This window comes from Latilactobacillus sp., assembly GCF_033176295.1.
Classification (GTDB): Bacteria; Bacillota; Bacilli; order Lactobacillales; family Lactobacillaceae; genus Latilactobacillus; species Latilactobacillus sakei.
This window is the reverse complement of the sequence record NZ_JAMQEX010000010.1, coordinates 46,585-68,845: the sequence shown is the minus strand read 5'-3', so window position 1 is coordinate 68,845 and position 22,261 is coordinate 46,585. Positions and strand designations below refer to the sequence as shown.

23 protein-coding genes are annotated in these 22,261 nt (G+C 39.6%); 18 read left to right on the top strand and 5 right to left on the bottom strand.

Annotated elements, in window-relative coordinates; genetic code table 11:
• Window positions 1–12 precede the first annotated feature (12 nt).
• The 12 genes from NDN60_RS06395 (at window position 13) to purR (ending at window position 10,124) form a co-directional block, all read left to right on the top strand.
• Window positions 13–300, top strand: a complete 288-nt coding sequence (locus NDN60_RS06395) for a chorismate mutase (protein WP_076648085.1) — start codon at window positions 13–15, stop codon at window positions 298–300.
• A 94-nt stretch (window positions 301–394) separates the two neighbouring features.
• Window positions 395–889 carry an NUDIX hydrolase gene (locus tag NDN60_RS06390; protein ID WP_011375353.1) on the top strand — a complete coding sequence of 165 codons (495 nt, stop codon included), beginning with the start codon at window positions 395–397 and terminating at the stop codon, window positions 887–889.
• On the top strand, window positions 890–1,213 hold the full coding sequence (locus NDN60_RS06385; protein ID WP_016265648.1) for a hypothetical protein: 324 nt from the start codon (window positions 890–892) through the stop codon (window positions 1,211–1,213).
• A gap of 11 nt (window positions 1,214–1,224) precedes the next feature.
• Window positions 1,225–2,070, top strand: coding sequence for a DUF72 domain-containing protein (locus tag NDN60_RS06380; RefSeq protein ID WP_011375351.1), 846 nt, complete (start codon window positions 1,225–1,227; stop codon window positions 2,068–2,070).
• Window positions 2,071–2,199: 129 nt separating this feature from the next.
• Window positions 2,200–4,245 carry a methionine--tRNA ligase gene (gene metG, locus NDN60_RS06375; RefSeq protein WP_099947752.1) on the top strand — a complete coding sequence of 682 codons (2,046 nt, stop codon included), beginning with the start codon at window positions 2,200–2,202 and terminating at the stop codon, window positions 4,243–4,245.
• Window positions 4,246–4,740: 495 nt separating this feature from the next.
• Window positions 4,741–5,517 carry a TatD family hydrolase gene (locus NDN60_RS06370; RefSeq protein ID WP_011375349.1) on the top strand — a complete coding sequence of 259 codons (777 nt, stop codon included), beginning with the start codon at window positions 4,741–4,743 and terminating at the stop codon, window positions 5,515–5,517.
• Complete coding sequence (gene rnmV, locus NDN60_RS06365; RefSeq protein ID WP_011375348.1) at window positions 5,514–6,083, top strand: ribonuclease M5; 570 nt, start codon at window positions 5,514–5,516, stop codon at window positions 6,081–6,083. Before NDN60_RS06370 ends, rnmV begins: the two co-directional genes overlap by 4 nt.
• Window position 6,084: 1 nt before the next feature.
• A complete protein-coding gene (rsmA, locus tag NDN60_RS06360; RefSeq protein WP_035145674.1) occupies window positions 6,085–6,981 on the top strand; it encodes a 16S rRNA (adenine(1518)-N(6)/adenine(1519)-N(6))-dimethyltransferase RsmA in 897 nt (298 codons plus the stop codon).
• 79 nt (window positions 6,982–7,060) lie between these two features.
• Window positions 7,061–7,312: a Veg family protein gene (locus tag NDN60_RS06355; RefSeq protein ID WP_011375346.1), complete on the top strand. Its 252-nt coding sequence runs from the start codon at window positions 7,061–7,063 to the stop codon at window positions 7,310–7,312.
• A gap of 210 nt (window positions 7,313–7,522) precedes the next feature.
• Window positions 7,523–7,963, top strand: coding sequence for a MarR family transcriptional regulator (locus NDN60_RS06350; RefSeq protein ID WP_082267810.1), 441 nt, complete (start codon window positions 7,523–7,525; stop codon window positions 7,961–7,963).
• A 254-nt stretch (window positions 7,964–8,217) separates the two neighbouring features.
• Entirely contained in the window at window positions 8,218–9,075 is an 858-nt protein-coding gene (gene ispE, locus NDN60_RS06345) for a 4-(cytidine 5'-diphospho)-2-C-methyl-D-erythritol kinase (RefSeq protein WP_016265643.1), read from the top strand.
• A 212-nt stretch (window positions 9,076–9,287) separates the two neighbouring features.
• Complete coding sequence (purR, locus tag NDN60_RS06340) at window positions 9,288–10,124, top strand: pur operon repressor (RefSeq protein ID WP_011375343.1); 837 nt, start codon at window positions 9,288–9,290, stop codon at window positions 10,122–10,124.
• Window positions 10,125–10,148: 24 nt separating this feature from the next.
• Here the strand turns inward: purR and dhaS are convergent, their stop codons facing one another.
• Window positions 10,149–10,739, bottom strand: a complete 591-nt coding sequence (dhaS, locus tag NDN60_RS06335; protein WP_011375342.1) for a dihydroxyacetone kinase transcriptional activator DhaS — start codon at window positions 10,737–10,739, stop codon at window positions 10,149–10,151.
• 33 nt (window positions 10,740–10,772) lie between these two features.
• Complete coding sequence (locus tag NDN60_RS06330; RefSeq protein WP_011375341.1) at window positions 10,773–11,393, bottom strand: L,D-transpeptidase; 621 nt, start codon at window positions 11,391–11,393, stop codon at window positions 10,773–10,775.
• 132 nt (window positions 11,394–11,525) lie between these two features.
• On the opposite strand from NDN60_RS06330, the gene glmU reads away from it, so the two are divergent.
• Window positions 11,526–12,914, top strand: a complete 1,389-nt coding sequence (glmU, locus tag NDN60_RS06325; protein ID WP_011375340.1) for a bifunctional UDP-N-acetylglucosamine diphosphorylase/glucosamine-1-phosphate N-acetyltransferase GlmU — start codon at window positions 11,526–11,528, stop codon at window positions 12,912–12,914.
• A gap of 801 nt (window positions 12,915–13,715) precedes the next feature.
• Complete coding sequence (locus NDN60_RS06320) at window positions 13,716–14,687, top strand: ribose-phosphate diphosphokinase (RefSeq protein WP_011375338.1); 972 nt, start codon at window positions 13,716–13,718, stop codon at window positions 14,685–14,687.
• A gap of 44 nt (window positions 14,688–14,731) precedes the next feature.
• On the opposite strand, the gene NDN60_RS06315 is transcribed toward NDN60_RS06320, so the two are convergent.
• The 3 genes from NDN60_RS06315 to NDN60_RS06305 all read right to left on the bottom strand — a co-directional run bounded on the left by NDN60_RS06315 (window position 14,732) and on the right by NDN60_RS06305 (window position 17,634).
• Window positions 14,732–15,898 (bottom strand): cation:proton antiporter, encoded by a 1,167-nt coding sequence (locus NDN60_RS06315; RefSeq protein ID WP_076632148.1) that lies wholly within the window; start codon window positions 15,896–15,898, stop codon window positions 14,732–14,734.
• A 1-nt stretch (window position 15,899) separates the two neighbouring features.
• Window positions 15,900–16,631 (bottom strand): TIM barrel protein, encoded by a 732-nt coding sequence (locus NDN60_RS06310; RefSeq protein ID WP_011375336.1) that lies wholly within the window; start codon window positions 16,629–16,631, stop codon window positions 15,900–15,902.
• Window positions 16,632–16,761: 130 nt separating this feature from the next.
• Window positions 16,762–17,634 carry an ROK family protein gene (locus NDN60_RS06305; RefSeq protein ID WP_076639096.1) on the bottom strand — a complete coding sequence of 291 codons (873 nt, stop codon included), beginning with the start codon at window positions 17,632–17,634 and terminating at the stop codon, window positions 16,762–16,764.
• A gap of 184 nt (window positions 17,635–17,818) precedes the next feature.
• On the opposite strand from NDN60_RS06305, the gene NDN60_RS06300 reads away from it, so the two are divergent.
• The 4 genes from NDN60_RS06300 (at window position 17,819) to NDN60_RS06285 (ending at window position 22,172) form a co-directional block, all read left to right on the top strand.
• The gene (locus tag NDN60_RS06300) at window positions 17,819–19,321 is read left to right on the top strand and encodes a sodium:solute symporter (RefSeq protein ID WP_011375334.1); all 1,503 of its coding nucleotides are present in this window, start codon (window positions 17,819–17,821) and stop codon (window positions 19,319–19,321) included.
• A gap of 192 nt (window positions 19,322–19,513) precedes the next feature.
• A complete protein-coding gene (locus NDN60_RS06295; protein WP_099947751.1) occupies window positions 19,514–20,209 on the top strand; it encodes an N-acetylmannosamine-6-phosphate 2-epimerase in 696 nt (231 codons plus the stop codon).
• 19 nt (window positions 20,210–20,228) lie between these two features.
• Window positions 20,229–21,146 (top strand): dihydrodipicolinate synthase family protein, encoded by a 918-nt coding sequence (locus NDN60_RS06290; protein ID WP_011375332.1) that lies wholly within the window; start codon window positions 20,229–20,231, stop codon window positions 21,144–21,146.
• Window positions 21,147–21,341: 195 nt separating this feature from the next.
• The gene (locus tag NDN60_RS06285; RefSeq protein WP_056947545.1) at window positions 21,342–22,172 is read left to right on the top strand and encodes a MurR/RpiR family transcriptional regulator; all 831 of its coding nucleotides are present in this window, start codon (window positions 21,342–21,344) and stop codon (window positions 22,170–22,172) included.
• The last annotated feature ends 89 nt before the right edge of the window (window positions 22,173–22,261 follow it).

Here is a 22,261-nt window from a genome sequence, read left to right as displayed (position 1 = left end):
AGGAGAATGAAGATGTTAGAAGAACAATATCAAAAAATTCATGCGCTTGATCAACAACTTGCTGCCCTATTTGAACAACGGATGGCAGTGGTTGATGAAATTGCCCAAATCAAATTTGACAATCAAATCGGTTTGACCAACATTCAACGCGAAAAAGCGGTAATGGACCAACGATTGGCTGCGGTTGAAGAACCGAAGTTTGAACCGTACATTGTTGATTTATATCAAACGATGATTTTAATCGCCAAGCAATATCAAGTTAAAAAAATGAAGGCTCTTAAAGAACAAGCAGAAGCCTAATGCCAAAATGACGTTTAGGGGAACCTGACGTCATTTTTTAGTGGGTAAGTATGCTAGAATATAGGTAATTATAAAAAGACGAGGATGTTAACCAGTGACTAAACGACGCTATAATTTAGCCGTGATTCGTTACCGCGGTACATTACTATTATTAAACCGACTTAAAAAGCCCTATGCTGGCCTTTGGAATGGGATTGGTGGCAAGAACGAGGGTGACGAAACTGCCGAAATGGGTATGCGACGCGAGATTTTTGAAGAAACGGGTCTCAATCAGAATCAATATACCTTGTATAATACGGGGTGGTTGGACTGGCATATTGACGGTGAGTTTATCGCCGGGATTGATGTCTTTTTGGCGGAGATTAAGGAATCGGTGCAGTTACCGCTCTATCCGGTTGGCACGCGCGAAGGCATCTTACAACTATTCGATGAGCAATGGGTTTTATCTGAAGAGAACTACGGTATTGTTGCCGATTTGAAAGTGATTTTACCAGAAGTGCTCGCCAAAAATGTTAAACGTTACTACACCGATTTTCACGGGGAACAATTAATTGCCTATGAAGCATTTCCGATTGAGGAGGGGAATTAAATGATGACGAAAGAACAAACTTTGATGGTGCTCCAAGTATTGAAACGTAAATTACAAGGCCTCAGAATCTTTAGGGTCATTGAAGAGTTATTTTCACTCTATATTATTATTAAAGTCTTTACGGCCGACAGCCAAGTGAACTTATTGGGCGTTAACTTTACAGAAGGCCGAGCGATTGAATTGATGGTCCTTTTATTAGTGATTGAATTTTGCTTAACGCGAATTCAAACTAACTATAAGCAGGTCGGTCAACAGTTAATCGAGACTTTAAAAGATTTGACGGAACAAGAAAAACAACTTGTGCAACAATTTAAACGCTATTAGGTGGTGGTTAAATGATCACGATCGGTTTAACGACTTGGAGTGAGCACCAGTCCCTAATGCCGGAGAAAAAGCAGTTGACGTTGAACGATTACGCGCAATTCTTACCAATTGTCGAGGTCGATAGTTTTTATTATGCGCTACAAGCACCAACCGTTAGCGCTAAGTGGCTGCAGCAAGTGCCGCACCAATTTCAATTTATCGTCAAAGCACATAAGGCGATGACCAAACAGGAAGATTACACGGACTTCACTAGTACGGAAAAGGAATTGTTTGTTCGTTACAAACAATCGATTCAACCGCTCTTAGATGCGGGGCAATTAACGGCGGTCCTATTTCAGTTCCCGCCGTTTTTTCAATTGAATCAGGAAAATGTGCAGTACTTGAGACGCATTCGCACGTGGTTGCCCGATGTGCCGATTGCGGTCGAGTTTCGTAATGGCACTTGGTACGATGAAGCGTATAAGCAGAACATGTTTGCTTTTTTAAAACAGTTAAAAATGACACATGTAATTGCTGACGAAGCGCAGACGCCCACCAATAGTGTCCCGTTTGAACCGGTTGTGACGAATCCAGATTTTGCGATGCTCCGGTTGCATGGGCGCAATATGGCCGGTTGGCAGAATCCGGGCGCAATGTGGCGCAAACAACGGACCCTTTATCGCTATAACGCAGATGAATTGCAGCAGTTTGCCGCAACGGTTCAGCGCTTAACCAATCAGGCTAAGGAAGTCGCTATTATCTTCAATAATAATTCCGGTGGGGATGCTGCCGATAACGCCTTAGCCTTACAACAAATATTAGGGATTACCTTTGAAAATTTAGCACCTAAAGGCCCGGAACAAACGTCGTTATTTTAGTGCTTTAAAAGCAGAACACTTTTTGTCGCGGGCTTGATTTTATGCTATACTTTGAGTACTTATATGGATTATTAAAAAAGGTCGAGAATAACTTTTTATTCTCGTTTTTTTAATTAAGGAGCGAATCAAATGGCAGACAAGAAACCAACTTTTTACGTAACAACCCCCATCTATTATCCTTCTGGTAAATTAACAATCGGGAACTCATACACGACCATCGCAGCGGACGTAATTGCACGTTACAAACGCTTGATGGGTTTTGATGTCTTCTTCTTAACAGGGACTGACGAACATGGTTTGAAACTCGAACAAAAAGCAGCTGAAAAAAATCTAGCCCCACAAGCTTACGTGGACGGTATGGCTGAAGAAATTCAAGCATTATGGAAGACGCTTGAAATTTCAAACGATAAATTTATCCGCACAACAGACGATTACCACGTGAAAGCCGTTCAAAAGATTTTTGATCGGTTAGTGGAACAAGGTGATATCTATCTTGGCCAATATGAAGGTTGGTACTCTGTTTCTGATGAAGAATACTTCACGGAATCACAATTAACGGAAGTCTACAAAGACGAAAACGGTAAGGTCATCGGTGGTAAGGCCCCTTCAGGTCACGAAGTTCAACGTGTTGCCGAAGAAACTTATAAGTTCAAGATGAGCAAGTATGCCGATCGTTTATTAGCATACTATGAAGAACACGCTGATTTTATCGAACCATCATCACGTAAAAACGAAATGATCAACAACTTCATCAAACCTGGTTTGGAAGACTTATCCGTTTCACGGATCTCATTTGATTGGGGAATTCATGTCACAGGTAATCCCAAACACGTTGTTTACGTCTGGTTAGATGCTTTATCAAACTACATCACAGCGCTTGGTTATGGTTCAGATGACGATCAATTATTCAACAAATACTGGCCAGCTGATGTTCACTTGGTGGGTAAAGAAATTGTGCGTTTCCATGCGATTTACTGGCCAATCTTCTTGATGGCCCTTGATTTGCCATTACCAAAACAAATCTTTGGTCATGGTTGGTTATTGATGAAAGACGGTAAGATGTCTAAATCTAAGGGGAACGTTGTTTACCCTGAAATGTTAGTTGAACGTTACGGTTTAGATGCGCTTCGTTATTACTTAATGCGTGCCATTCCATTTGGTAACGACGGCGTCTTCACACCAGAAGATTTCGTCAGCCGGATTAATTACGATTTAGCCAATGATTTAGGGAACCTCTTAAACCGGACAGTCGCAATGATCAACAAATACGATGATGGTCACGTGCCAAGTTATCAAGCTGACGTCACAGCTTTTGATGCTGACTTACAAGCAACGGCAACGCAAACAATTGCCCAATATTCAACTTTAATGGATCAATTGAAATTCTCAGATGCACTTGATACAATCTGGCAATTAATCAGTCGTGCTAATAAATATATCGATGAAACAGAACCATGGGTTTTAGCCAAAGATGACAGTCGCAAGGCTGAACTCGATAGTGTCCTAGCACACTTAGCAGAAAGTTTACGGATTGTGGCCCTCTTATTACAACCAGTCATGACACATGCCCCACGTGAAATGTTCGCGCAATTAGGCCTTGATTTTGATCAAGAAGCACAACGCGAAATGGTTTACGGCCGCTTCCCAAGTGATATTAAAGTGATTGCTAAAGGGACACCAATCTTCCCACGTCTTGATTTAGATGAAGAAGTGGCTTACATCAAGGAACAAATGATGGCTGCTCAAAAAGCTGGTTTGGTGAACGAAAAAGTGAAAGCTAAACAAGTTGCTGCAGAAGAAGTCGCAGACTTTGATCCTAAGGCCACTGAATTAGTCAGTGAAAAAGATGCCATTAAATTCGAAGATTTCGATCAATCAGAAATTCGGGTTGCTGAAATCAAAGCTGTTTCTAAGGTGGAAGGCGCTGATAAACTCTTGAAATTCCGACTAGATGCCGGTGATCAAGGCGATCGCCAAATCATCTCAGGAATTGCAGAATTCTACCCAGATTTCGAAAAATTAGTCGGCAAGAAAGTCTTAGCCGTTACTAACTTAAAACCACGTAAATTACGTGGCGAATTAAGCCAAGGCATGTTGCTTTCAGCAGAACACGGTTCAGATGTTGAATTGGTAGTTGTACCTAGCAACTTAGTGAATGGTTCACAAATTGGTTAATTTAAAATAACAGAAACGTCAAAAGGGCTAAAAGACATTTACATTCTGTAGGTCTTTTAGCCCTTTGTTATGGAAAAGAGTGCGTCTGAAACGCTTTGACTTTGAGCATTAGCATAGCTCGGCGAATAACTGCTGTAAGCAGTTGTTTGACGAGTGACGCTAAGCACAGAAGTCAGTTTCAAAAAGCACGTTTAAAATAAGAGTGCGTCGTAACCCTGGTTATATCCTGAGGATTAACACAGAGGGACGAATAATCGCATGGCGATTGTTTGGCGTTCAGGGTTAACCGGAAGGATATGGGTTACAGAGCACGTTTAGAGTGCGTCATTAACGGGTTGCTTTTGAGTACTTGCTTAATCAGGTGAATTACCGACAGAGTCGGTGATTTGACTGATTTGGCAAGGCGCAGAAAGCGGTTAATGAAAGCACGTTTAAATCAAGAGTGCGTTTGAAACGGTTTGACTTTGAAAATTAAGATGCTAAAAGGAGATTAAAATGCAGATATTTGATTCACATACGCATTTAAACGATACGCCATATGCCGGTCAAGAAGCCGACTTTATCCAACAGGCCGCTGACCTAGGGGTTACGGAGATGGCAATTGTGGGTTCTGATACGGTTTTAAATGACGGTGCGCTACGTTTAGCACAACAATACAAAGCGTTATCGGCTATTATTGGCTGGCATCCAGAATCAGCAAAGGATTATACGAAGGTCCAAGAAGCGCAATTAATTGAACAGTTACAATTACCAGAAGTAGTTGCGCTAGGCGAAATCGGCTTGGACTATCACTGGGACACGTCACCAAGAGACGTGCAACGAACTGTTTTTGAACGCCAAATTGAAATCGCCAAGTCCCTCCATATGCCAATTTCAGTGCATACGCGGGATGCTTTGGAAGATACCTACAAGATTTTAAAAGAAACAGATGTCCGTGATTGCGGTGGCATTATCCACAGTTTTAACGGTGATTCTGAATGGTTGAAACGATTTATGGATCTTGGGATGCAAATTTCGTTTAGTGGTGTGGTCAGTTTCAAGAATGCGCGTGAGGTGCATGAAGCAGCCAAATTATGCCCATTAGATGTGATGTTAGTCGAAACAGATGCCCCTTACTTAACACCCACGCCTTATCGTGGTAAGCAAAATCAACCAGGCTATACGCGCTATGTGGTTGAGGTAATTGCCAAGTTAAGAGAGGTCGCACCAGAAGAAATTGCGGCAGCGACGTATGCAAATGCGCACCGTATTTTTAAGTTAGGAGCAATATGAAAAAAACGATTCAAGAAGTCATCGTTGTTGAAGGCCGCGATGATACCAAACGATTAAGAGAAGTATTCCCGGATGTCGATACAATTGAAACCCGCGGTTCCGCAATTAATGATGAAATTGTTGAAAAAATTGCGTTAGCCCAAGAAAAACGCGGCGTGATTGTCTTCACCGATCCCGATTTTCATGGTGAAAAAATCCGTAAGATTATTTCACAAAATGTGCCGGGTGTTGAACATGCCTTTTTACCCCGTTCAGAAGCTAAACCAGAAAAAATGGGTGGTAGCTTAGGGATTGAACATGCTAAACCCGCAGCGATTAAACAAGCACTCGAAAATCTATTGACGCAAGATGAAGATGCAGTCGAACAAATTAGTCAGTCTGATTTATTGGTGGCCGGCTTGATTGCTGGTCCGTCTGCCAAGGCCCGTCGTGAACGTTTAGGGGAAGTCTTGCATATTGGTTACACAAATAGTAAACAACTGTATAAGCGCCTTAAAATGTTCCAGGTGAGCCAAGACGAATTTGGCGCAGCACTAAGACAAATTAACGAAGAATTAGGAGACTAACATGGAAGACATTGCAAACCCAGAGCGTACGAGAAAAATCCTTAAACGGTACGGTTTTAAATTTAAAAAGAGTTTAGGTCAAAACTTCTTAACCAACATTACGATTTTAAAACAAATCGTTGAAGCGGGTGAGATTACTAAAGATGATGATGTTATCGAAATTGGCCCCGGGATTGGTTCTTTAACGGAACAAATTGCTAGAAAAGCCCATCAAGTTTTGAGTTTTGAAATTGATGATCGCTTAATTCCAGTTTTAAAAGATACGTTAAATCATTATCATAATGTGACGGTTTTAAACCAAGATATCTTGGAAGCTGACTTGCCAACCTTGATCGCCAAGCATTTTGACGGCCAACACAACCTTAAAATTGTGGCTAATTTGCCTTATTACATCACAACACCAATCATGTTACATTTATTGGAAGCCGGTTTACCAATCGATCGCATGGTCTTGATGATGCAAAAAGAAGTCGCAGAACGAATCGATGCTGCACCAGGTTCAAAAGCTTATGGTTCATTGAGTATCGCTGTTCAATTGCACTCTGAAGTTAAATTAGCCTTCATTGTCCCTAAGACAGCTTTTGTACCCCAACCTAACGTCGATTCAGCGATTGTTGAATTTGTGGGTCGTCAAGAACCCTTGGTGACTGTTCAAAACCAACAATTATTTGATCAATTAGTTCGCGGTGCTTTTGCGCAACGTCGTAAAACACTCTGGAATAATTTACAAAACCAATTTGGAAAACAAGAAGAAGTCAAAGCAGGGTTAGTCGCTGCATTGGATCAAGCTGATATTGCCCCAAGTACCCGTGCGGAACAGTTGAGTATTCAACAATTCGCACAATTGAGTGATTGCTTGAACGAACAACCAGTTTTTGCTAAAAAAGGGGATAAGTAATTGCCAAATCTAGATGACAATGGTATAATTGCAATTTTTCAGTTTATATGCTATACTATTGCTCGAAGAGGTGAAGCATATGCCAACCACACTTGCCAATATTAAGAACGGTCTCGATGGGCATATCGGAGACAAGTTAATGGTTGTCGCTCAAGCTGGGCGCAAGAAAGTAACAAAGCGAAAAGGAATCTTAAGAGAAACCTTTCCTGCCGTTTTTGTAGTTGATTTGGATCAAGATGAAAATGCGTTCGAACGTGTTTCATATAGCTATGCTGATTTGTTAACTAAATCGATTGCGATTGAATTTGATGAAGAACCAATTGTACTTTAGTTTTTAGAATAAGAATACGAGCAGGGACTGAGACATGGATGATTGTCTGAGTCCCTTTTTTGTTGTTGACATTTGGCGCGTATCATGATATTGTATATGGGATATACTAATTTATAAACAGCCGTTGCTTGTCGATTGTCAATAGTGTCAATAGTCAATTATGCGGATTTATGTTACAGTTAAATAAAGTGAACAAGGGTGGGAATAATTGTGGAAGATAGTCAATTATTGGATGAGTATGTTGAGATTTATATGTCTGCCATTAAGTATGTTGAAGACCTCGTGTCGCAACCAACTAAGGCTTACAAGCTATCTTTCGAACAATTTCTGATTATGAAGGAGATTGCGGAAGATAGCTCGGTTAGTTTAATTGATATTGCTAAGAAGCGTGGTGTAACACGAGGGGCGATTTCACGTCAAATTCGTGTCCTTTTGAAGTTGGACTATATTTCGCAATTAACTGACCCAAGTGATCGCAGACGCTTAATTTTAAATCTGACGCCAAGTGGTCAACAAACAGTGAGTGAGTTATTACCGAAGGTTCAGGAACGTTTTTCATCGTGGATGATGGCCTTTGGCAAAGAAAATGCTAAACAGATGTTATTTTTAATGAATGAGTTCAGACAAAAAGTCATGGCGGAAGAAAATTAAAAGAGTGGGTCAAGTTGAGAGGCTTGACCTTTTTTATGTGAAGGCTCCAGTGTGGTACAGCACTCTTGAATTGAAACGTGCCGTACTAAGCAACTTCTTCCAGTTAGTATTGTCAGCCAAACAATCGACTTTGTCGCTTATTCGTCTGATTTCACTAAGCTTCAGAAGTATCCCCGCTTAGTACAGCACTCTTGGTTTTTAGTTCATAAATGAGTATAATGAAACAATTGAATGTTGGTGGATGGTGAGACGATATGCAATTGATTGAAAAGGCACCTGCGAAGATTAATTTAAGTTTAGATGCACTTTATCAGCATACTGATGGGGAATTCGAATGGCAGATGATAATGACGTCAATCGATCTGGCGGATTATGTCCAAATCACATTGCAAGACTCACCTCAAATTGAGGTTAGAACCTCTAAGGGATATTTACCGGAGGACAAACGGAACTTAGCATATCAGGCGGCGCAATTATTACGGCATCGTTTTGATATTAAAACGGGTGCGATTATTGAAATCGATAAACATATTCCCGTGGCAGCCGGGTTAGGTGGTGGCAGTTCGGATGCCGCTGCAGTTTTACGCGGTTTAAATCAACTGTGGCACTTAGGCCTCACCAAAGCGGAGCTCGCGCATATCGGTTTATCAATTGATTCAGACGTGCCATATTGTGTTTATAGTGAGACCGCACTAGTAACGGGTAAAGGCGATCAAATCCAACCGTTGGGGGATTTACCTAACTTTTGGATGGTCGTTGTTAAACCTGAAGTAAGTGTCTCAACACCGCGCATCTTACACGCCTTGAATTGCGATCAGATTACTGATCGGCCCCAAACCGATCGACTCTTAGCGGGGATCCAGCAACAAGATGCACAGCAAATGACAGCCGCAATGGCTAATGTGTTAACGCCGATTACCAATCAACGCTATCCGCAAATTGATTATTTAATGCAACGTTTAACTGCATTTGGCGCGGAAAAAGCGCAGATGAGCGGTAGTGGTCCAACTGTTTTTGGCATTTGTCGCCAGTACTCACGCGCGCAACGCATTTATAACAGTATGTCCGGATTTTGTCGTGAAGTTTATCTAGTGCAACCATTAAAAAAATAAAAATCATTAAAGACAATTCGTCCCCCTATAGCTAGTGGTGGGCGATTTTTTTAATACTATTGGTGGTAAGCGGTTAAAAAGACAAATGATAAAAAAACGAACAATAATGAACTTTTCTAAAAAAAGACTAGGATTTAGCGAATAAAATCTATATAATTGGAAAGCGGATAGTTTTATCGGAAGAAATTATTATTTTAAAGGGAGTAAGTATAATGAAAGTTAGAAGAAGTGATCGCTTAATTGATATGACCCGGTACTTGTTGGAAAGACCACATACATTAATTCCATTGACGTTCTTTTCAAATCGTTACGAATCAGCTAAATCATCTATTAGTGAAGATTTATCAATCGTCAAACGGACCTTTTTCAATCGCGGGACGGGGATTTTAGAAACAGTTCCCGGCGCTGCTGGTGGTGTTCGTTACATGCCAATGATTAAACAAGTTGAAGCAGAAGAATTTATCGCTGAAATGGCCGAACGTCTTTCTGAAAACGATCGTCTGTTGCCAGGGGGCTATGTCTATTTATCAGATTTATTAGGTCGTCCAGAAGTTCTTCGTCAAGTTGGTCGATTAATTGCCAACCAATACGTTGGCAAAGAAGTAACAGCGGTCATGACAGTGGCCACCAAAGGGATTCCAATTGCGCAGAGCGTTGCGATGTTCCTAAATGTCCCATTTGTCATTGTGCGCCGGGATTCTAAGATCACTGAAGGCTCAACAGTCAGTGTGAACTATGTTTCTGGTTCCTCAGCACGAATCGAGAAGATGGAACTTTCAAAACGGAGTTTACCAGAGAACTCAAAAGTCCTAATTGTCGATGACTTCATGAAAGGCGGCGGCACAGTTAACGGGATGAAGAGCTTAATTGAAGAATTCGATTCTGAAATGGTTGGCATTTCCGTATTTGCTGAATCTGTCTTTGAAGGTAATCACATGGTTGAAGATTACACATCAATTTTGAAGGTTGATAAAGTGGATATTGAAAACAAGGCGCTCAGTGTTAGCGCTGGTAACTATTTAACGAAGAATGCAGAACAACTTTCTTAAACTAAAAAGAGTATGAAACGGCTATTAGCCGACTTCATACTCTTTTTTTGTATCGAGGTGGCCAGTACGTAATAAGAGGCCATTGATGGTATCGGTTAGTGTGATTTGTAAGGCGGCACTAACTTGTTGGATTGATTGTGGTTGATCTGTGCGTAACCAACTGGCGGTATAGGCAACAATCGCGCCTGAGAGGTAATCAAGTAGAAATTGTTGATAAGTTGGGGATAACGTTAAATGGTGTAGCTGCGTCAAATCGTTGATAATAATTTGAACGAGTTGACGTAGGTGGTGGTTAAAGTGGGTTTCAAATGAGTTCTGACCATTAATTGTAATCGCATTTTGATAGAACGTACGGTTGTCTTCAAAATAAGTCAGTAGTTGTTCTAAAATAATGGTCCAGTGAGGGTAAGTCAGGTGATCAGCAACGTATTCGCCGATTTCTTGATCGTAAATCCAAGTCAGCAAGGCATATTTATCAGGAAAATAATCATAAAAGGTTTGGCGGCGAATGCCAGCCGTGGTCATAATGAGCGTCACGCTAATTTGCTTAAACGGGGTATCAACCATGAGCGCCTTAAACACTGTGGCAATCTTTTTTTGAATCGTAACTGACATCAAAACGCCTCTTTCTACAAAAAAAGTCGCCCATTAGTGAATGACGACTTTGGTATTGACTGGGATTGCTTGATAAAACCACTTTGCATCAGCGACCGATAGCCGGATACAGCCGTGAGAATTGGATGTTTCACCCAATTTTTGCGCTTCATCGGGGAGAAAATTCCCTGCTTTATCGGTTGGGACACTGTGGAAAAGGTAGACACCGTGATCTAAAAATGACCGCCAATATTTAGCCCCTTCACCAGGATTGCCATTAAAGAAGGCTTCACCGTGTTCTTCTTGAATATGGAAAGTACCTTTAGGTGTAGGAGAATCGCTCGTGCCGGTTGAAGCACGCATGGTATAGAGCCGCTTTTCATCGTCCATTAAGTAGACGCGGTGCTTCTTGATTGAAACATCAATCCAAAAATGTGCGTATTTCTTAACATCTGGATAGGGTTTCTTTTCAGAAGGGGCGTGCCAATCGAGTGGCTTTTTAGATGTTTGTTTTTTAGGTGTTTGTTTCACGTGTGCTGTTTGTGAATGAGTAACACTCGCAGTTGGTTTAGCCGGTTGGTGATGTGAGGTAGACCAATTAATACCAAGCACCACTAATAATAAGATTAACAGGCCATCGAGAGTTAACCAAAGACGTGAAGGGCTTTTTTTCATTTTAATGCTCCAATCGGTCTGAATTAACATCATTATACGGGAATCATAGAGCAATTTCAAATAGGGATAGCTTGCGGTAATCGCTTGATTAAGCTAAAATAGACCAGTAATCACGAATATTAGGAGTTTAAGATGGTCAATAAAAATGCAATTATTTTAGCAGCGGGTAAAGGTACTCGCATGAAGTCAAAATTATACAAGGTATTGCACGAAGTTTGCGGTCGGCCAATGGTGGACCACGTGTTAACCGAAGTCGAAAAAACAGAACCTGCAACAGTTGTCACAATTGTGGGACATGGCGCAGAAAAGGTGAAGGATTATTTAGGTGATCGTTCACAATATGCCTTACAAGCAGAACAACTAGGAACAGGCCACGCTGTTTTACAAGCTGAAGATTTATTGAAAGACCAAGATGGTATTACAATTGTGGTCAGTGGTGATACACCATTATTAACAGCTGGCACTTTTGAAAAGCTATTTGCTTACCATCATGATAAGGGCGCTAAAGCAACTATTTTAACGGCCACAGCACCAGATCCAACTGGCTACGGCCGGATTATTCGTAACGATATTGGCATCGTTGAAAAAATCGTTGAACAAAAAGATACAAATGATAAAGAAGCTGCTGTTAATGAAATTAACACAGGTGTTTACTGTTTCGACAACAAGACACTTTTCCAAGCACTTCATGAAGTCACAAATGAAAATGCCCAAGGTGAATACTACCTCACAGACGTGGTTGAAATCTTGAAGAAGAAGGGCGAAATTGTAGCAGCTTACAAGATGCCAAACTTCGAAGAATCAATGGGGGTTAATGACCGCGTTGCCTTATCACAGGCTACCAAAGTGATGCGTCAACGGATTAACACAGCGCATATGCGAAATGGTGTTACATTGATTGATCCAGAAAGTACTTATATCGAAGTCGGTGTTAAAATTGGTAACGATACAATTATTGAACCCAATGTTGTCTTAAAAGGCAACACAACGATTGGTTCAGATTGTTTCGTCGGTGCTGGTTCAACAATTATTGATTCAACAATCGAAGATAATATTCAAATCACAAGTTCAACCATTGAATCAGCAATCATGCATACCGGCTCAAACATTGGCCCTAACAGCCACTTGCGTCCTAACGCTGAAATCGGTGTGGATGTGCATGTTGGGAACTTCTGTGAAGTGAAAAACGCTAAAATTGGCGACCGCACGAAGATTGGTCACTTAAGTTATGTTGGCGATGCAACCCTTGGCACTGACATTAATGTTGGTTGTGGTGTTGTTTTTGTTAACTACGACGGTGTGGCTAAACATCATGCAAATGTTGGTAGCCACGTCTTCATCGGCAGCAACTCAAACATCGTGGCCCCAGTTGAAATTGCTGATCACACATTCATCGCAGCTGGTTCAACAATCACAGACGATGTCCCAGAAAAAGCAATGGCCATCGCCCGTGCACGTCAAACAAATAAAGAAAACTACTGGGCTAAATTACCAGTCGCAAAAGACGAAGAATGGCAATAGAGTGTTGGCTGTCGCGGTTAGTAATTAAACATTAATACTATTTTTAGATTGAGCGGAAATTACTGCGACAAGAAGCACGTTTCGGATTAGAGCGTGTTTGTGACGATTAGTGTTGTAAAGCATGTCTTGAAATAAAAATCGTTCGTAATCTTATTTCTGAGATTACGGACGATTTTTTTATGTTTGTCGTTATTTTAAAATTGAGAAATAATCGCGCATTAAGCAGGTGATTAGAAAAGCGGGCCATAACCAAATTGAGCCACTTAAAAAGAAGATTAGCAGGAGTATGATTAGACATCCCACAGCGGTGATTGCGCAACCTATTTTTGTAACGCGATAATTTTTAGGGTTATAATTTGGATGGCTGGGGTAGAAAAAACGGTACTGATAAATCAAGACTGCAACGAATAAAATGAGGCCCAAAATGAAATAGGGCATGCTGAGATGGAATAAGCGATCGGTAGTAATCATAATTACCAGAATGAAGAAATAGAGATTATTAAAAATAGTATATTTAAGTCGCGTCATAGTAATCTCCTTTTTCAATTAGTGTACCTTGTCACGCATTAAATGACAATTGGATTCACAACCAAAAATAACCAAGCATTTTTTCGAATTTAACGGTATACTAAACGGGAGGTTCGATGGTTATAGCTATTAACATTTAATTCTCTCTTGCATTTCTAATGAACAGCGCTTACTTAGCGTAAATTAAAATCTTTTTTAGGTTTTAATCTTGATTTTCATTGCGAAAATGCCTAGAATTTAAATAAGTACTTACTTAAATTTTTGGAGGCTGACATGTCTGAACAATATTTCGACCCTAAGTTGAAAATCTTTGCTTTGAACTCTAATAAGCCCTTAGCTGAGAAAATCGCAGCTGAAGTTGGGGTTCCTTTAGGAAAATCTTCTGTTAAACGTTTTAGTGATGGTGAAATTCAGATCAATATTGAAGAAAGTATTCGTGGTGACGAAATTTTCTTAATTCAATCAACATCTGCACCAGTTAATGATAACTTGATGGAAATCTTGATTATGATTGATGCATTACGTCGTGCATCTGCTAAAACAATCAACGTTGTGTTACCTTACTATGGTTACGCACGTCAAGATCGCAAGGCCCGCTCACGTGAACCAATTACTGCTAAATTAGTAGCAAACATGTTAACGATGGCTGGCGCTGACCGTATTTTAGCATTAGACTTACATGCCGTACAGATTCAAGGCTTCTTCGATATTCCAGTTGATCACTTAATGGGTGCACCATTATTAGCTGATTACTTCTTAAGCAACGATTTGGCAGAAAACGCCGTTGTTGTTTCACCTGATCATGGTGGGGTGACACGTGCTCGTAAATTGGCTGACTTCTTGAAGACACCAATCGCAATTATCGACAAACGTCGTCCAAGACCTAATGTTTCAGAAGTCATGAACATTATTGGTAACGTTAATGGTAAACGCGCAATCATTATCGATGATATGATTGATACTGCTGGGACAATTACATTAGCAGCACAAGCTTTAAAAGATGCCGGTGCTACTGAAGTCTTTGCTTGTTGTACACACCCTGTTTTATCAGGTCCTGCTATCCAACGGATTGAAGATTCAGTTATCAAGCAAATGATTGTTACAGATTCAATCGACCTTCCAAAAGAAAAACTAATTGATAAGATGGTTCAAGTTTCAGTCGGCCCACTAATCGGGGATGCGATCAAACGAATCCATGAAAACAAACCAGTTAGTCCATTGTTCGAAAATAGATTTAAACGTTAATCAAATAAAAAGCATCGACAATTTTAAAATTGTCGATGCTTTTTTTAATTAGTAGACATTTTTTGTGCTTGATGCATTATAAAGATTTTAAGTAATAGTGGTGCAATTAGAGTTGTAACAACGGTGACAATAATCATCGCTGTGTAATGACTGTCGTCGATTAAATGGGCGTTAATTGCGGCCTGTGCGACAACCAATGCCATTTCGCCACGGGAAACCATCCCTGCACCAACAATATGACCAGCACTTGAGGAAAGACCACAAATACGAGTCCCAAGCCATCCACCTAATTGTTTACCAATAATCGCGATAATGATTGTTAATACGATAAAACTAAGATTATCTTGAAGATGGGCCAGACGAATATTAAGTCCGATGCTGACGAAAAATACGGGGATAAAAACAGAGTAGCCAATTGTTTCAATCTTTTCTGTTAGAACATTTTTATAGTCAGTCTGTGAAATAGCTAGTCCTACAAAATAGGCACCCAAGACATCGCTCATACCTAAATAAGTTGCTAAGCTAGCAAACAGTAAACAGAGTGTAATGGCGATACTAGTAATGTTTTCAGAAGCTGTTAAGCATTTGGCTAGATTTAAAATTAGTGGGACGAACCATTTACCTAAAACGAAGGCTAGAATAAAAAATAATAGTTTAGGTAAAATTAGGTTAACCAGATTGAGCGACTGACCAGATGCTGGTTGCATGATACTAGAAAAAATCCCTAATAGAATGACACAGATAATATCGTCCGCAACAGCTGCGCCAAGAATGATCATTCCTTCTTCAGTATTGAGATAATCCATTTCTTTGAGGACCTGGATTGATATGCTAACGGAAGTTGCACTTAGAATTAAGCCGATAAAAATAGCGGTGCTGACTGTAAAATGAAAGAGTGTTACACAGATGAAAAAGGCACCTAATGTTGGTAAAATGACACCTAACGTTGCGACAATTAGGGAAGGTTTCCAATATTTTAATAACTGACTGAGATCACCTTCGATTCCGGCCATAAACATTAAAAAGATAACGCCAAGTTGCGCGAAACTTGTAATAAAATCGTTAGATTGAATCAAGTTAAAGCAAGCTGGACCAAATAGGACACCGACTGCTAGTTCTCCAATAACAGTTGGTAGATTAAGCCGGGCAAATAGGTGAGAGAACAACTTAGTCAATAAAATGATGAATGCAAGTGGTAGTAGATAAGCCATATTAGGCCTCCAATGCACTAGCAACCAATGTTAGTTCTGATTCTAATTCGGAATTAGACATTGGATATTCAAGAATAATTGGTATGTTTGGTGATAAGGATTCACAAAGTTGCCGCCATGGTGTTAAACCGTTATCGAGTAAAACCGTTTCTTGTGCTTGAATATTTTTGAGATGTAAAACAGTTGTGTAAGGTGCAAGCTGATGCCAAGCGGTTAATGGTGCTTCATTAATCCAATACCAATTGCCTGAATCAAAGGTATAGCCAGTAAGTGAGTTATAGTTGGTAAGTTCTAGGCAAATCATTGCCATATGCTTTAAAATACCATTTTGATTGGGTTCATTTTCGATATTGAGTTGAACTTGATAGGTTGTAATCAGTTGGTTTAATAAGCTAACTTGTTGAGCCGTTATGTGTTCCAATTCACCTAAACTAATTTTTAATGCAGTAATTCCAAACTGTTGTGCTAATTTAAAGTGTGATTCTAAATTGGGATTAATCTCAGATTTAATAAAAAGACATTCTGGGATTGAATAGCGAAATTCCCAATGACGCTGCTCAGCAAGTTGTTGAAGTTGGACTAGTTCATCGTGTTTCGTTTCTGGCTTAAATAATTCTCCTCGAACTTCGAAACCAGCGATTTTTGCGGTTAATTGATTTAAGAGTGCATATTGTGATTGGCCACTGTGAATTTCCTTTTGAAAAACGATGGTATTGATTAAAATTTTTGTCATGTTTTCACCCCATAAAAAAAGCTAAATTGACAGACTACTCCCTATGTAGGGAATCGTCTTAAATTTAGCGGTTAAATATTAAGATGAAATTGATTAAAGTATAACACGTATTTAATTTGTTGCAAGCGCTTTAATTAAAAAAACGATAAACAGCTCCAAACAAGGCGGCATCATTAAAATTATGAGCAGTCACTAGTTTTGTCCGATAGAAATTAGGCGGAAGATAGGCAGGGATACTTTGATTTAATAGATCAAGTAGAAATTTTTCCTGTTTTGAGACACCACCGCCAATAATCAAGAGTTCTGGATCAACAATCAAAATGATTTGAGCGAGACCTTGTGCAACTGAACGGCTCCAATTTTTAATAATCTCTAATGGCAAAGATTCGCCACGTTTAGCAGCATCAAATGCTTCAGGGACACTAAGATATAATTGTGCTGAAAGTTGAGCTTGTAGTGTTAAGGTTGAGGCGCGTTGTTCATAGTTGGTTTGCGTGGCAGAATCATACAAGAGATAGCCAATTGAGTTGGCTTGAGCCGTACCGCCATCTTGTAAGTGGTTGTTTAATAAATGAGCGCCACCAATCCCTGTACCCAGTGCGACACAATAAATATTATTAGCATCTTGAGCAGCACCTACTAGTTTTTCGCCTAATAAAGCAGCGTTAACATCATTTTCAACATAGACTGGGAGCGTAAATTCGTGACTGAGAATGGCTTTTATTTCAGTACCGATGTAGTTTGGGATAGTTGGTCCGGCATAGATAATAGTACCTAATTCACGATTGACAATACCGGCAGTACTTACACCGATGCCAATGATTTTATAAGTGGTCATCACTTTCCGAGTAGTCTGGATAAGTTGTTGCATTATCATGCCATTTTGATTTTGCTGGGTTTCTAATTGGCCTAAATGGGTGAGAGATAAATTTTCATCAATTAAGCCATATTTGATGGTGGTGCCACCAATATCAAAGGTCAGATAGGAAGCTTGAGTTAACATAAAAAACAATCCTTTCGTGTAAGCGTTATCAAAAAAGTCTTGACAACTTTGTAAGTTGGTGTTTATAGTTGAACCATTCATAATTTTTAATTTTCAGTTGGAGTTTAGCATTAATTAAAAATTAGTGCAAATCCAATCATCCTAAAATGTATTGACCGCACAATAAATTTTAGAGGTGAAGAAAATGCAAAAAATTGGTTTCGGAACATTTAACTGGATTGTTTTATGTGTTTACTTACTAGCAATGTTACTCGTTGGTGTTTATTTTACGAAGAAAGCTAGCAAGAGTACGGATGCCTTTTTTAAAGCAGAAGGAAAGATTCCAGCATGGGCCGCTGGCTTTAGTATTTATGCAACGACGTTAAGCGCAATTACGTTTATGTCAACACCAGAACAAGCATTCTTACAGGATTGGTCCTATTCGGTTGGGAGTTTAGCGATTATTATTTTAATTCCTATTTTGATCAAATTCTACGTGCCTTTTTTTAGAAAATTATCTGTAACAACGGCTTATGAATATCTCGAACATCGTTTTAATCCATTGATGCGAATTGTTGGGAGCATTCTATTTATGCTCTATCATATTGGTCGAGTTGCGATTGTTATTTACTTACCGATCCTGGCTGTCACATCGGTTACTGATATTAATCCTGTTTTAATTGCGGTTATTGTTGGTGGGTTATGTATTATTTATACATTCCTTGGTGGTATCGAAGGGGTTATCTGGAGCGATGTTATTCAAGGCATTCTGTTGTTAGGTGGCGCATTATTGGTTAGCATGTTGGGCGCACATTACATTAAGGGGGGATGGGGGACTGTTTTCAATGATGCCATGGCTGATCATAAAATAATTTCCGGACTTGATTTCAACGCAAGTGTTCTCTCACGATTTATACCACTAATTTTTGCAGGTCAGTTTTTTAATACACTTTATCAATACACAGGTAGTCAAGATGTTATTCAACGGTATCAAACGACAAGTACGATGAAAGAAACCGTTAAATCCCTATGGACGAATGGACTATTGGCAATTATTACAGTACCAATTTTCTATGGTATGGGTACTGTCTTATATAGTTTTTATAGTCGTGCAGAATCGTTACCTAAGGGTTTTAATACAACAGCATTGGTGCCTTATTTTATTATTAAAACACTACCAGCAGGTATCGCTGGATTAGTGATTGCCGCTATTTTTGCAGCAGCGCAGTCGACAGTTGCTTCCAGTTTAAACGCAATCTCATCATGTGCGATTGCTGATTTCAAAGTTCGTTTCTTTAATGATAAATTCAAGCAATATTCGGATGTGACATGGGCCAGAGTTATTATTATTATTTCGGGATTAATTAGTTTAGCAGTCGCTATTTATTTGATGCTTTCAGATCAATCAAAAACGCTCGATTTATTCATGACGATTACTGGTATTTTCGGTGTCCCATTGGCAGGAATCTTTGCAGTTGGCATTTTTACAAAAAGAGCTAATGCAACAGGTGCCTTGATTGGCTTAATTGCTAGTGCTGTTCTAACTTATTTTGCACAGATGGCTTCCATTTCACCGTTTGTTGTTAGTTGCGTTTCATTTATCTCAGCGTTTGTAATTAGTTATTTAGTTAGCTTGGTCTTCAAGAAGAGCAATAAAGATATCACTGGGTTAACAGTTCAGACAATCTCTGAAACTTATAAGGGATAAAATAATGAAGCGGCGTAATGTAACTACGTCGTTTTATTATTTTAGTAAATTGGAAATTTTTTTCATATCTAATTGTTGATGAAAATTAATAACTGCCGTATCTTATGTGTAAGCGGTTAATACAATTTAGATGGAATTAGTTTTAAAGTTTTATAGGTTGTTATTTAGGGAAAGAATAGAAGGTTGATGAATTTGAAAAATAATTTTTTGGATAAGGTTAAAGATCGATTAATCATATCATGTCAGGCATTAGCGGATGAACCATTACACAGCTCATTTATCATGGCACGAATGGCACGAGCGGCTTATGAAGCAGGCGCTAGTGCAATCAGGGCTAATTCCGTAGTAGATGTTCAGGCAATTATGGATACGGTTGAGCTACCGGTAATTGGGTTGGATAAAGTAGATTATTCTGATGCACCCATTTATATCACGCCTACAATCAAAGAAATGCGTGGCATTGCTGACACTGGTGCAGCAGTTGTTGCTTGCGATGTTACGGGGCGTCCACGACCTCACGGTGAACAATTAGCAACGATTGTCGAAACAATGCGGACTGAGTATCCTGATACATTATTAATGGCCGATACGGCCAGTCTTGATGATGTGAAAGAAGCCAACCGATTAGGTTTCGACATTATTGGTACGACAATGTATGGTTATACACCGGCTACGGAAGGCTGCAATATTGCCGATAATGATTTTGAATATTTAAAACAGGTTTTAGCTATGTCCAAGGCGCCCGTAATTGCAGAGGGAAAAATCGATTCACCTGAAAAAGCAGTCACTGCTCTAAAATTAGGTTGTCATAGTGTCGTTGTGGGATCAAGTATCACACGGCCACAATTGATTGCTAAAACTTATATTGATGCCGTTAATGAACTATAAAAAGAAAGAGGGATTTATAATGAAGGATTTAACGAAGTATAAAGGTATTATTCCAGCATTTTATGCATGTTATGATGAAGCAGGAGAAATTAGTCCAGAAAGAGTACGTGCTTTAACAGAATATTACATTAAAAAGGGTGTCAAAGGTGTTTATGTTAATGGCTCTTCAGGAGAATGTATCTATCAAAGCGTTGAAGATCGTAAAATTGTCCTTGAAAATGTGATGGCGGTAGCCAAAGGCAAATTAACAGTTATTGCACACGTTGCTTGCAACAATACAAAAGATAGTGTTGAACTTGCTAAGCATGCAGAAAGTCTGCAGGTTGATGCCATTGCCGCAATTCCGCCAATCTATTTTAAATTGCCAGAATATTCAATTGCCAACTATTGGAACACAATCAGTGCAGGTGCACCGAATACTGATTTTATTATCTACAACATTCCTCAACTAGCTGGTGTTAGTTTGACAACAGAATTATACGCAGAAATGCGCCGGAATCCTAACGTCATCGGTGTTAAGAATTCATCAATGCCCGTTCAGGACATTCAAATGTTCTGTGCTGCCGGTGGTAAAGATCATATCGTTTTCAACGGACCAGATGAGCAATTCTTAGGTGGTCGTTTAATGGGGGCTGCAGCAGGAATTGGTGGTACGTATGGGGCAATGCCGGCATTATTCTTAAAATTAAATACATTGATTAGTGAACTGAAGTTAGAAGAAGCTAAAGATCTTCAATACGCTATTGATGAAATTATATATAAGATGTGTTCGGGTCATGGCAATATGTATGCAATGATTAAGGAAATTCTACGAATTAATGAACAATTAGACTTAGGATCTGTTAGAGAACCGTTAGCACCGTTAAATGAAGCTGATTTAGAAATTGCTAAAGAATCAGCAACGATGATTACGACTGCAATTGAAAAATATTGCTAGATTTTTTATCTGGTATTTGGATACAAATTGTAATCGGTTGATATTATAATTTTTAATTAGTATAACGGAGAGATCCTATTAATCTATCGAAAAAGACGGCCTGCAAGAAGGGCGTCTTTTTATGTGCTTTCTAAAGTGCTTCATATCCAATATAATAGTAGGAAAGTCACAATCTCGGTTTTTAAAGGAGTTACAATGGCAATTATCGAGCATATCAAACAACAATATTCTTTTTTATCGCCACAAGAACAAAAGGTGGCCCTAGCGGTGATTCAAAAAGGGGCGAGCATTCAGCGGATTGGGATTGATGAACTAGCCGCTGAACTGCAAGTTAGTAATTCAACCATTTCGCGGTTTGTTCGTAAGATTGGCTGTCAAAACTTCGTTGATTTTAAATTACAATTTAGTGAGGGCCCCCAACCAACGATGACGGGGATTCAAGGACAGGTTGATCATGAATCACAAACGTCCGTTGAAATTTATCAATTCTATCAAGATGTCATCACTAAGACACAGGCACGGATTAAACAAGCGGACCTTGATCAGTTGGTTAGTTGGATCAAAACCAGCCAGCAGCTTTTTATCTATGGTTTGGGTAGTTCAGGCTATACGGGCGCGGAGTTTGGGCAGCGATTAACCCGAATGGGCATTCAAGCGACTGTCGTCACGGAGAGTCATATGATGTTGATGACCTCTCGGATTATTAACAAAACGGATTTAGTGATTGGTCTATCAAATTCTGGTAATACGGAAGAGGTCAATCAAGCGGTCCAAAATGCGCGGGAAAATGGTGCTAAAACGGCTGCAATTACCAGTGGGACTGATAGTCCATTGGCAGCTGCGAGTGACTTGACGTTGTTTGTTGAAGATAGCATTGGCTTTGCCAGTGCGCGGTTTGTGAACTCACAATTTGCGCTGACCTATGTTATCGATATTTTGGCGATGTTACTTTTAGAAGATGAGCAATACAATTGGCGAATGAAGCAAACAGTGGATACGATTATGCACCACAAACTTAAAAAGTAATTAAAAAAGGGCGTGTGCCATAAGTCGGGATATGACTTATAGAACACGTTTATATCATCAATATTCGGATATCGAAAAAGGAGCTGAAG

Coding starts and splice junctions, on each gene's coding strand:
- NDN60_RS06305 (WP_076639096.1), bottom strand. CDS start 17,634: ATGTTAACTCAAGCTTCCTATCTGACCTTTGATATTGGTGGCACCACC.
- NDN60_RS06355 (WP_011375346.1), top strand. CDS start 7,061: ATGCCAACCACACTTGCCAATATTAAGAACGGTCTCGATGGGCATATC.
- NDN60_RS06320 (WP_011375338.1), top strand. CDS start 13,716: ATGTCTGAACAATATTTCGACCCTAAGTTGAAAATCTTTGCTTTGAAC.
- NDN60_RS06300 (WP_011375334.1), top strand. CDS start 17,819: ATGCAAAAAATTGGTTTCGGAACATTTAACTGGATTGTTTTATGTGTT.
- NDN60_RS06385 (WP_016265648.1), top strand. CDS start 890: ATGATGACGAAAGAACAAACTTTGATGGTGCTCCAAGTATTGAAACGT.
- NDN60_RS06395 (WP_076648085.1), top strand. CDS start 13: ATGTTAGAAGAACAATATCAAAAAATTCATGCGCTTGATCAACAACTT.
- ispE (WP_016265643.1), top strand. CDS start 8,218: ATGCAATTGATTGAAAAGGCACCTGCGAAGATTAATTTAAGTTTAGAT.
- purR (WP_011375343.1), top strand. CDS start 9,288: ATGAAAGTTAGAAGAAGTGATCGCTTAATTGATATGACCCGGTACTTG.
- NDN60_RS06330 (WP_011375341.1), bottom strand. CDS start 11,393: ATGAAAAAAAGCCCTTCACGTCTTTGGTTAACTCTCGATGGCCTGTTA.
- rnmV (WP_011375348.1), top strand. CDS start 5,514: ATGAAAAAAACGATTCAAGAAGTCATCGTTGTTGAAGGCCGCGATGAT.
- NDN60_RS06380 (WP_011375351.1), top strand. CDS start 1,225: ATGATCACGATCGGTTTAACGACTTGGAGTGAGCACCAGTCCCTAATG.
- glmU (WP_011375340.1), top strand. CDS start 11,526: ATGGTCAATAAAAATGCAATTATTTTAGCAGCGGGTAAAGGTACTCGC.
- NDN60_RS06290 (WP_011375332.1), top strand. CDS start 20,229: ATGAAGGATTTAACGAAGTATAAAGGTATTATTCCAGCATTTTATGCA.
- NDN60_RS06285 (WP_056947545.1), top strand. CDS start 21,342: ATGGCAATTATCGAGCATATCAAACAACAATATTCTTTTTTATCGCCA.
- NDN60_RS06315 (WP_076632148.1), bottom strand. CDS start 15,898: ATGGCTTATCTACTACCACTTGCATTCATCATTTTATTGACTAAGTTG.
- NDN60_RS06310 (WP_011375336.1), bottom strand. CDS start 16,631: ATGACAAAAATTTTAATCAATACCATCGTTTTTCAAAAGGAAATTCAC.
- dhaS (WP_011375342.1), bottom strand. CDS start 10,739: ATGTCAGTTACGATTCAAAAAAAGATTGCCACAGTGTTTAAGGCGCTC.
- NDN60_RS06370 (WP_011375349.1), top strand. CDS start 4,741: ATGCAGATATTTGATTCACATACGCATTTAAACGATACGCCATATGCC.
- metG (WP_099947752.1), top strand. CDS start 2,200: ATGGCAGACAAGAAACCAACTTTTTACGTAACAACCCCCATCTATTAT.
- rsmA (WP_035145674.1), top strand. CDS start 6,085: ATGGAAGACATTGCAAACCCAGAGCGTACGAGAAAAATCCTTAAACGG.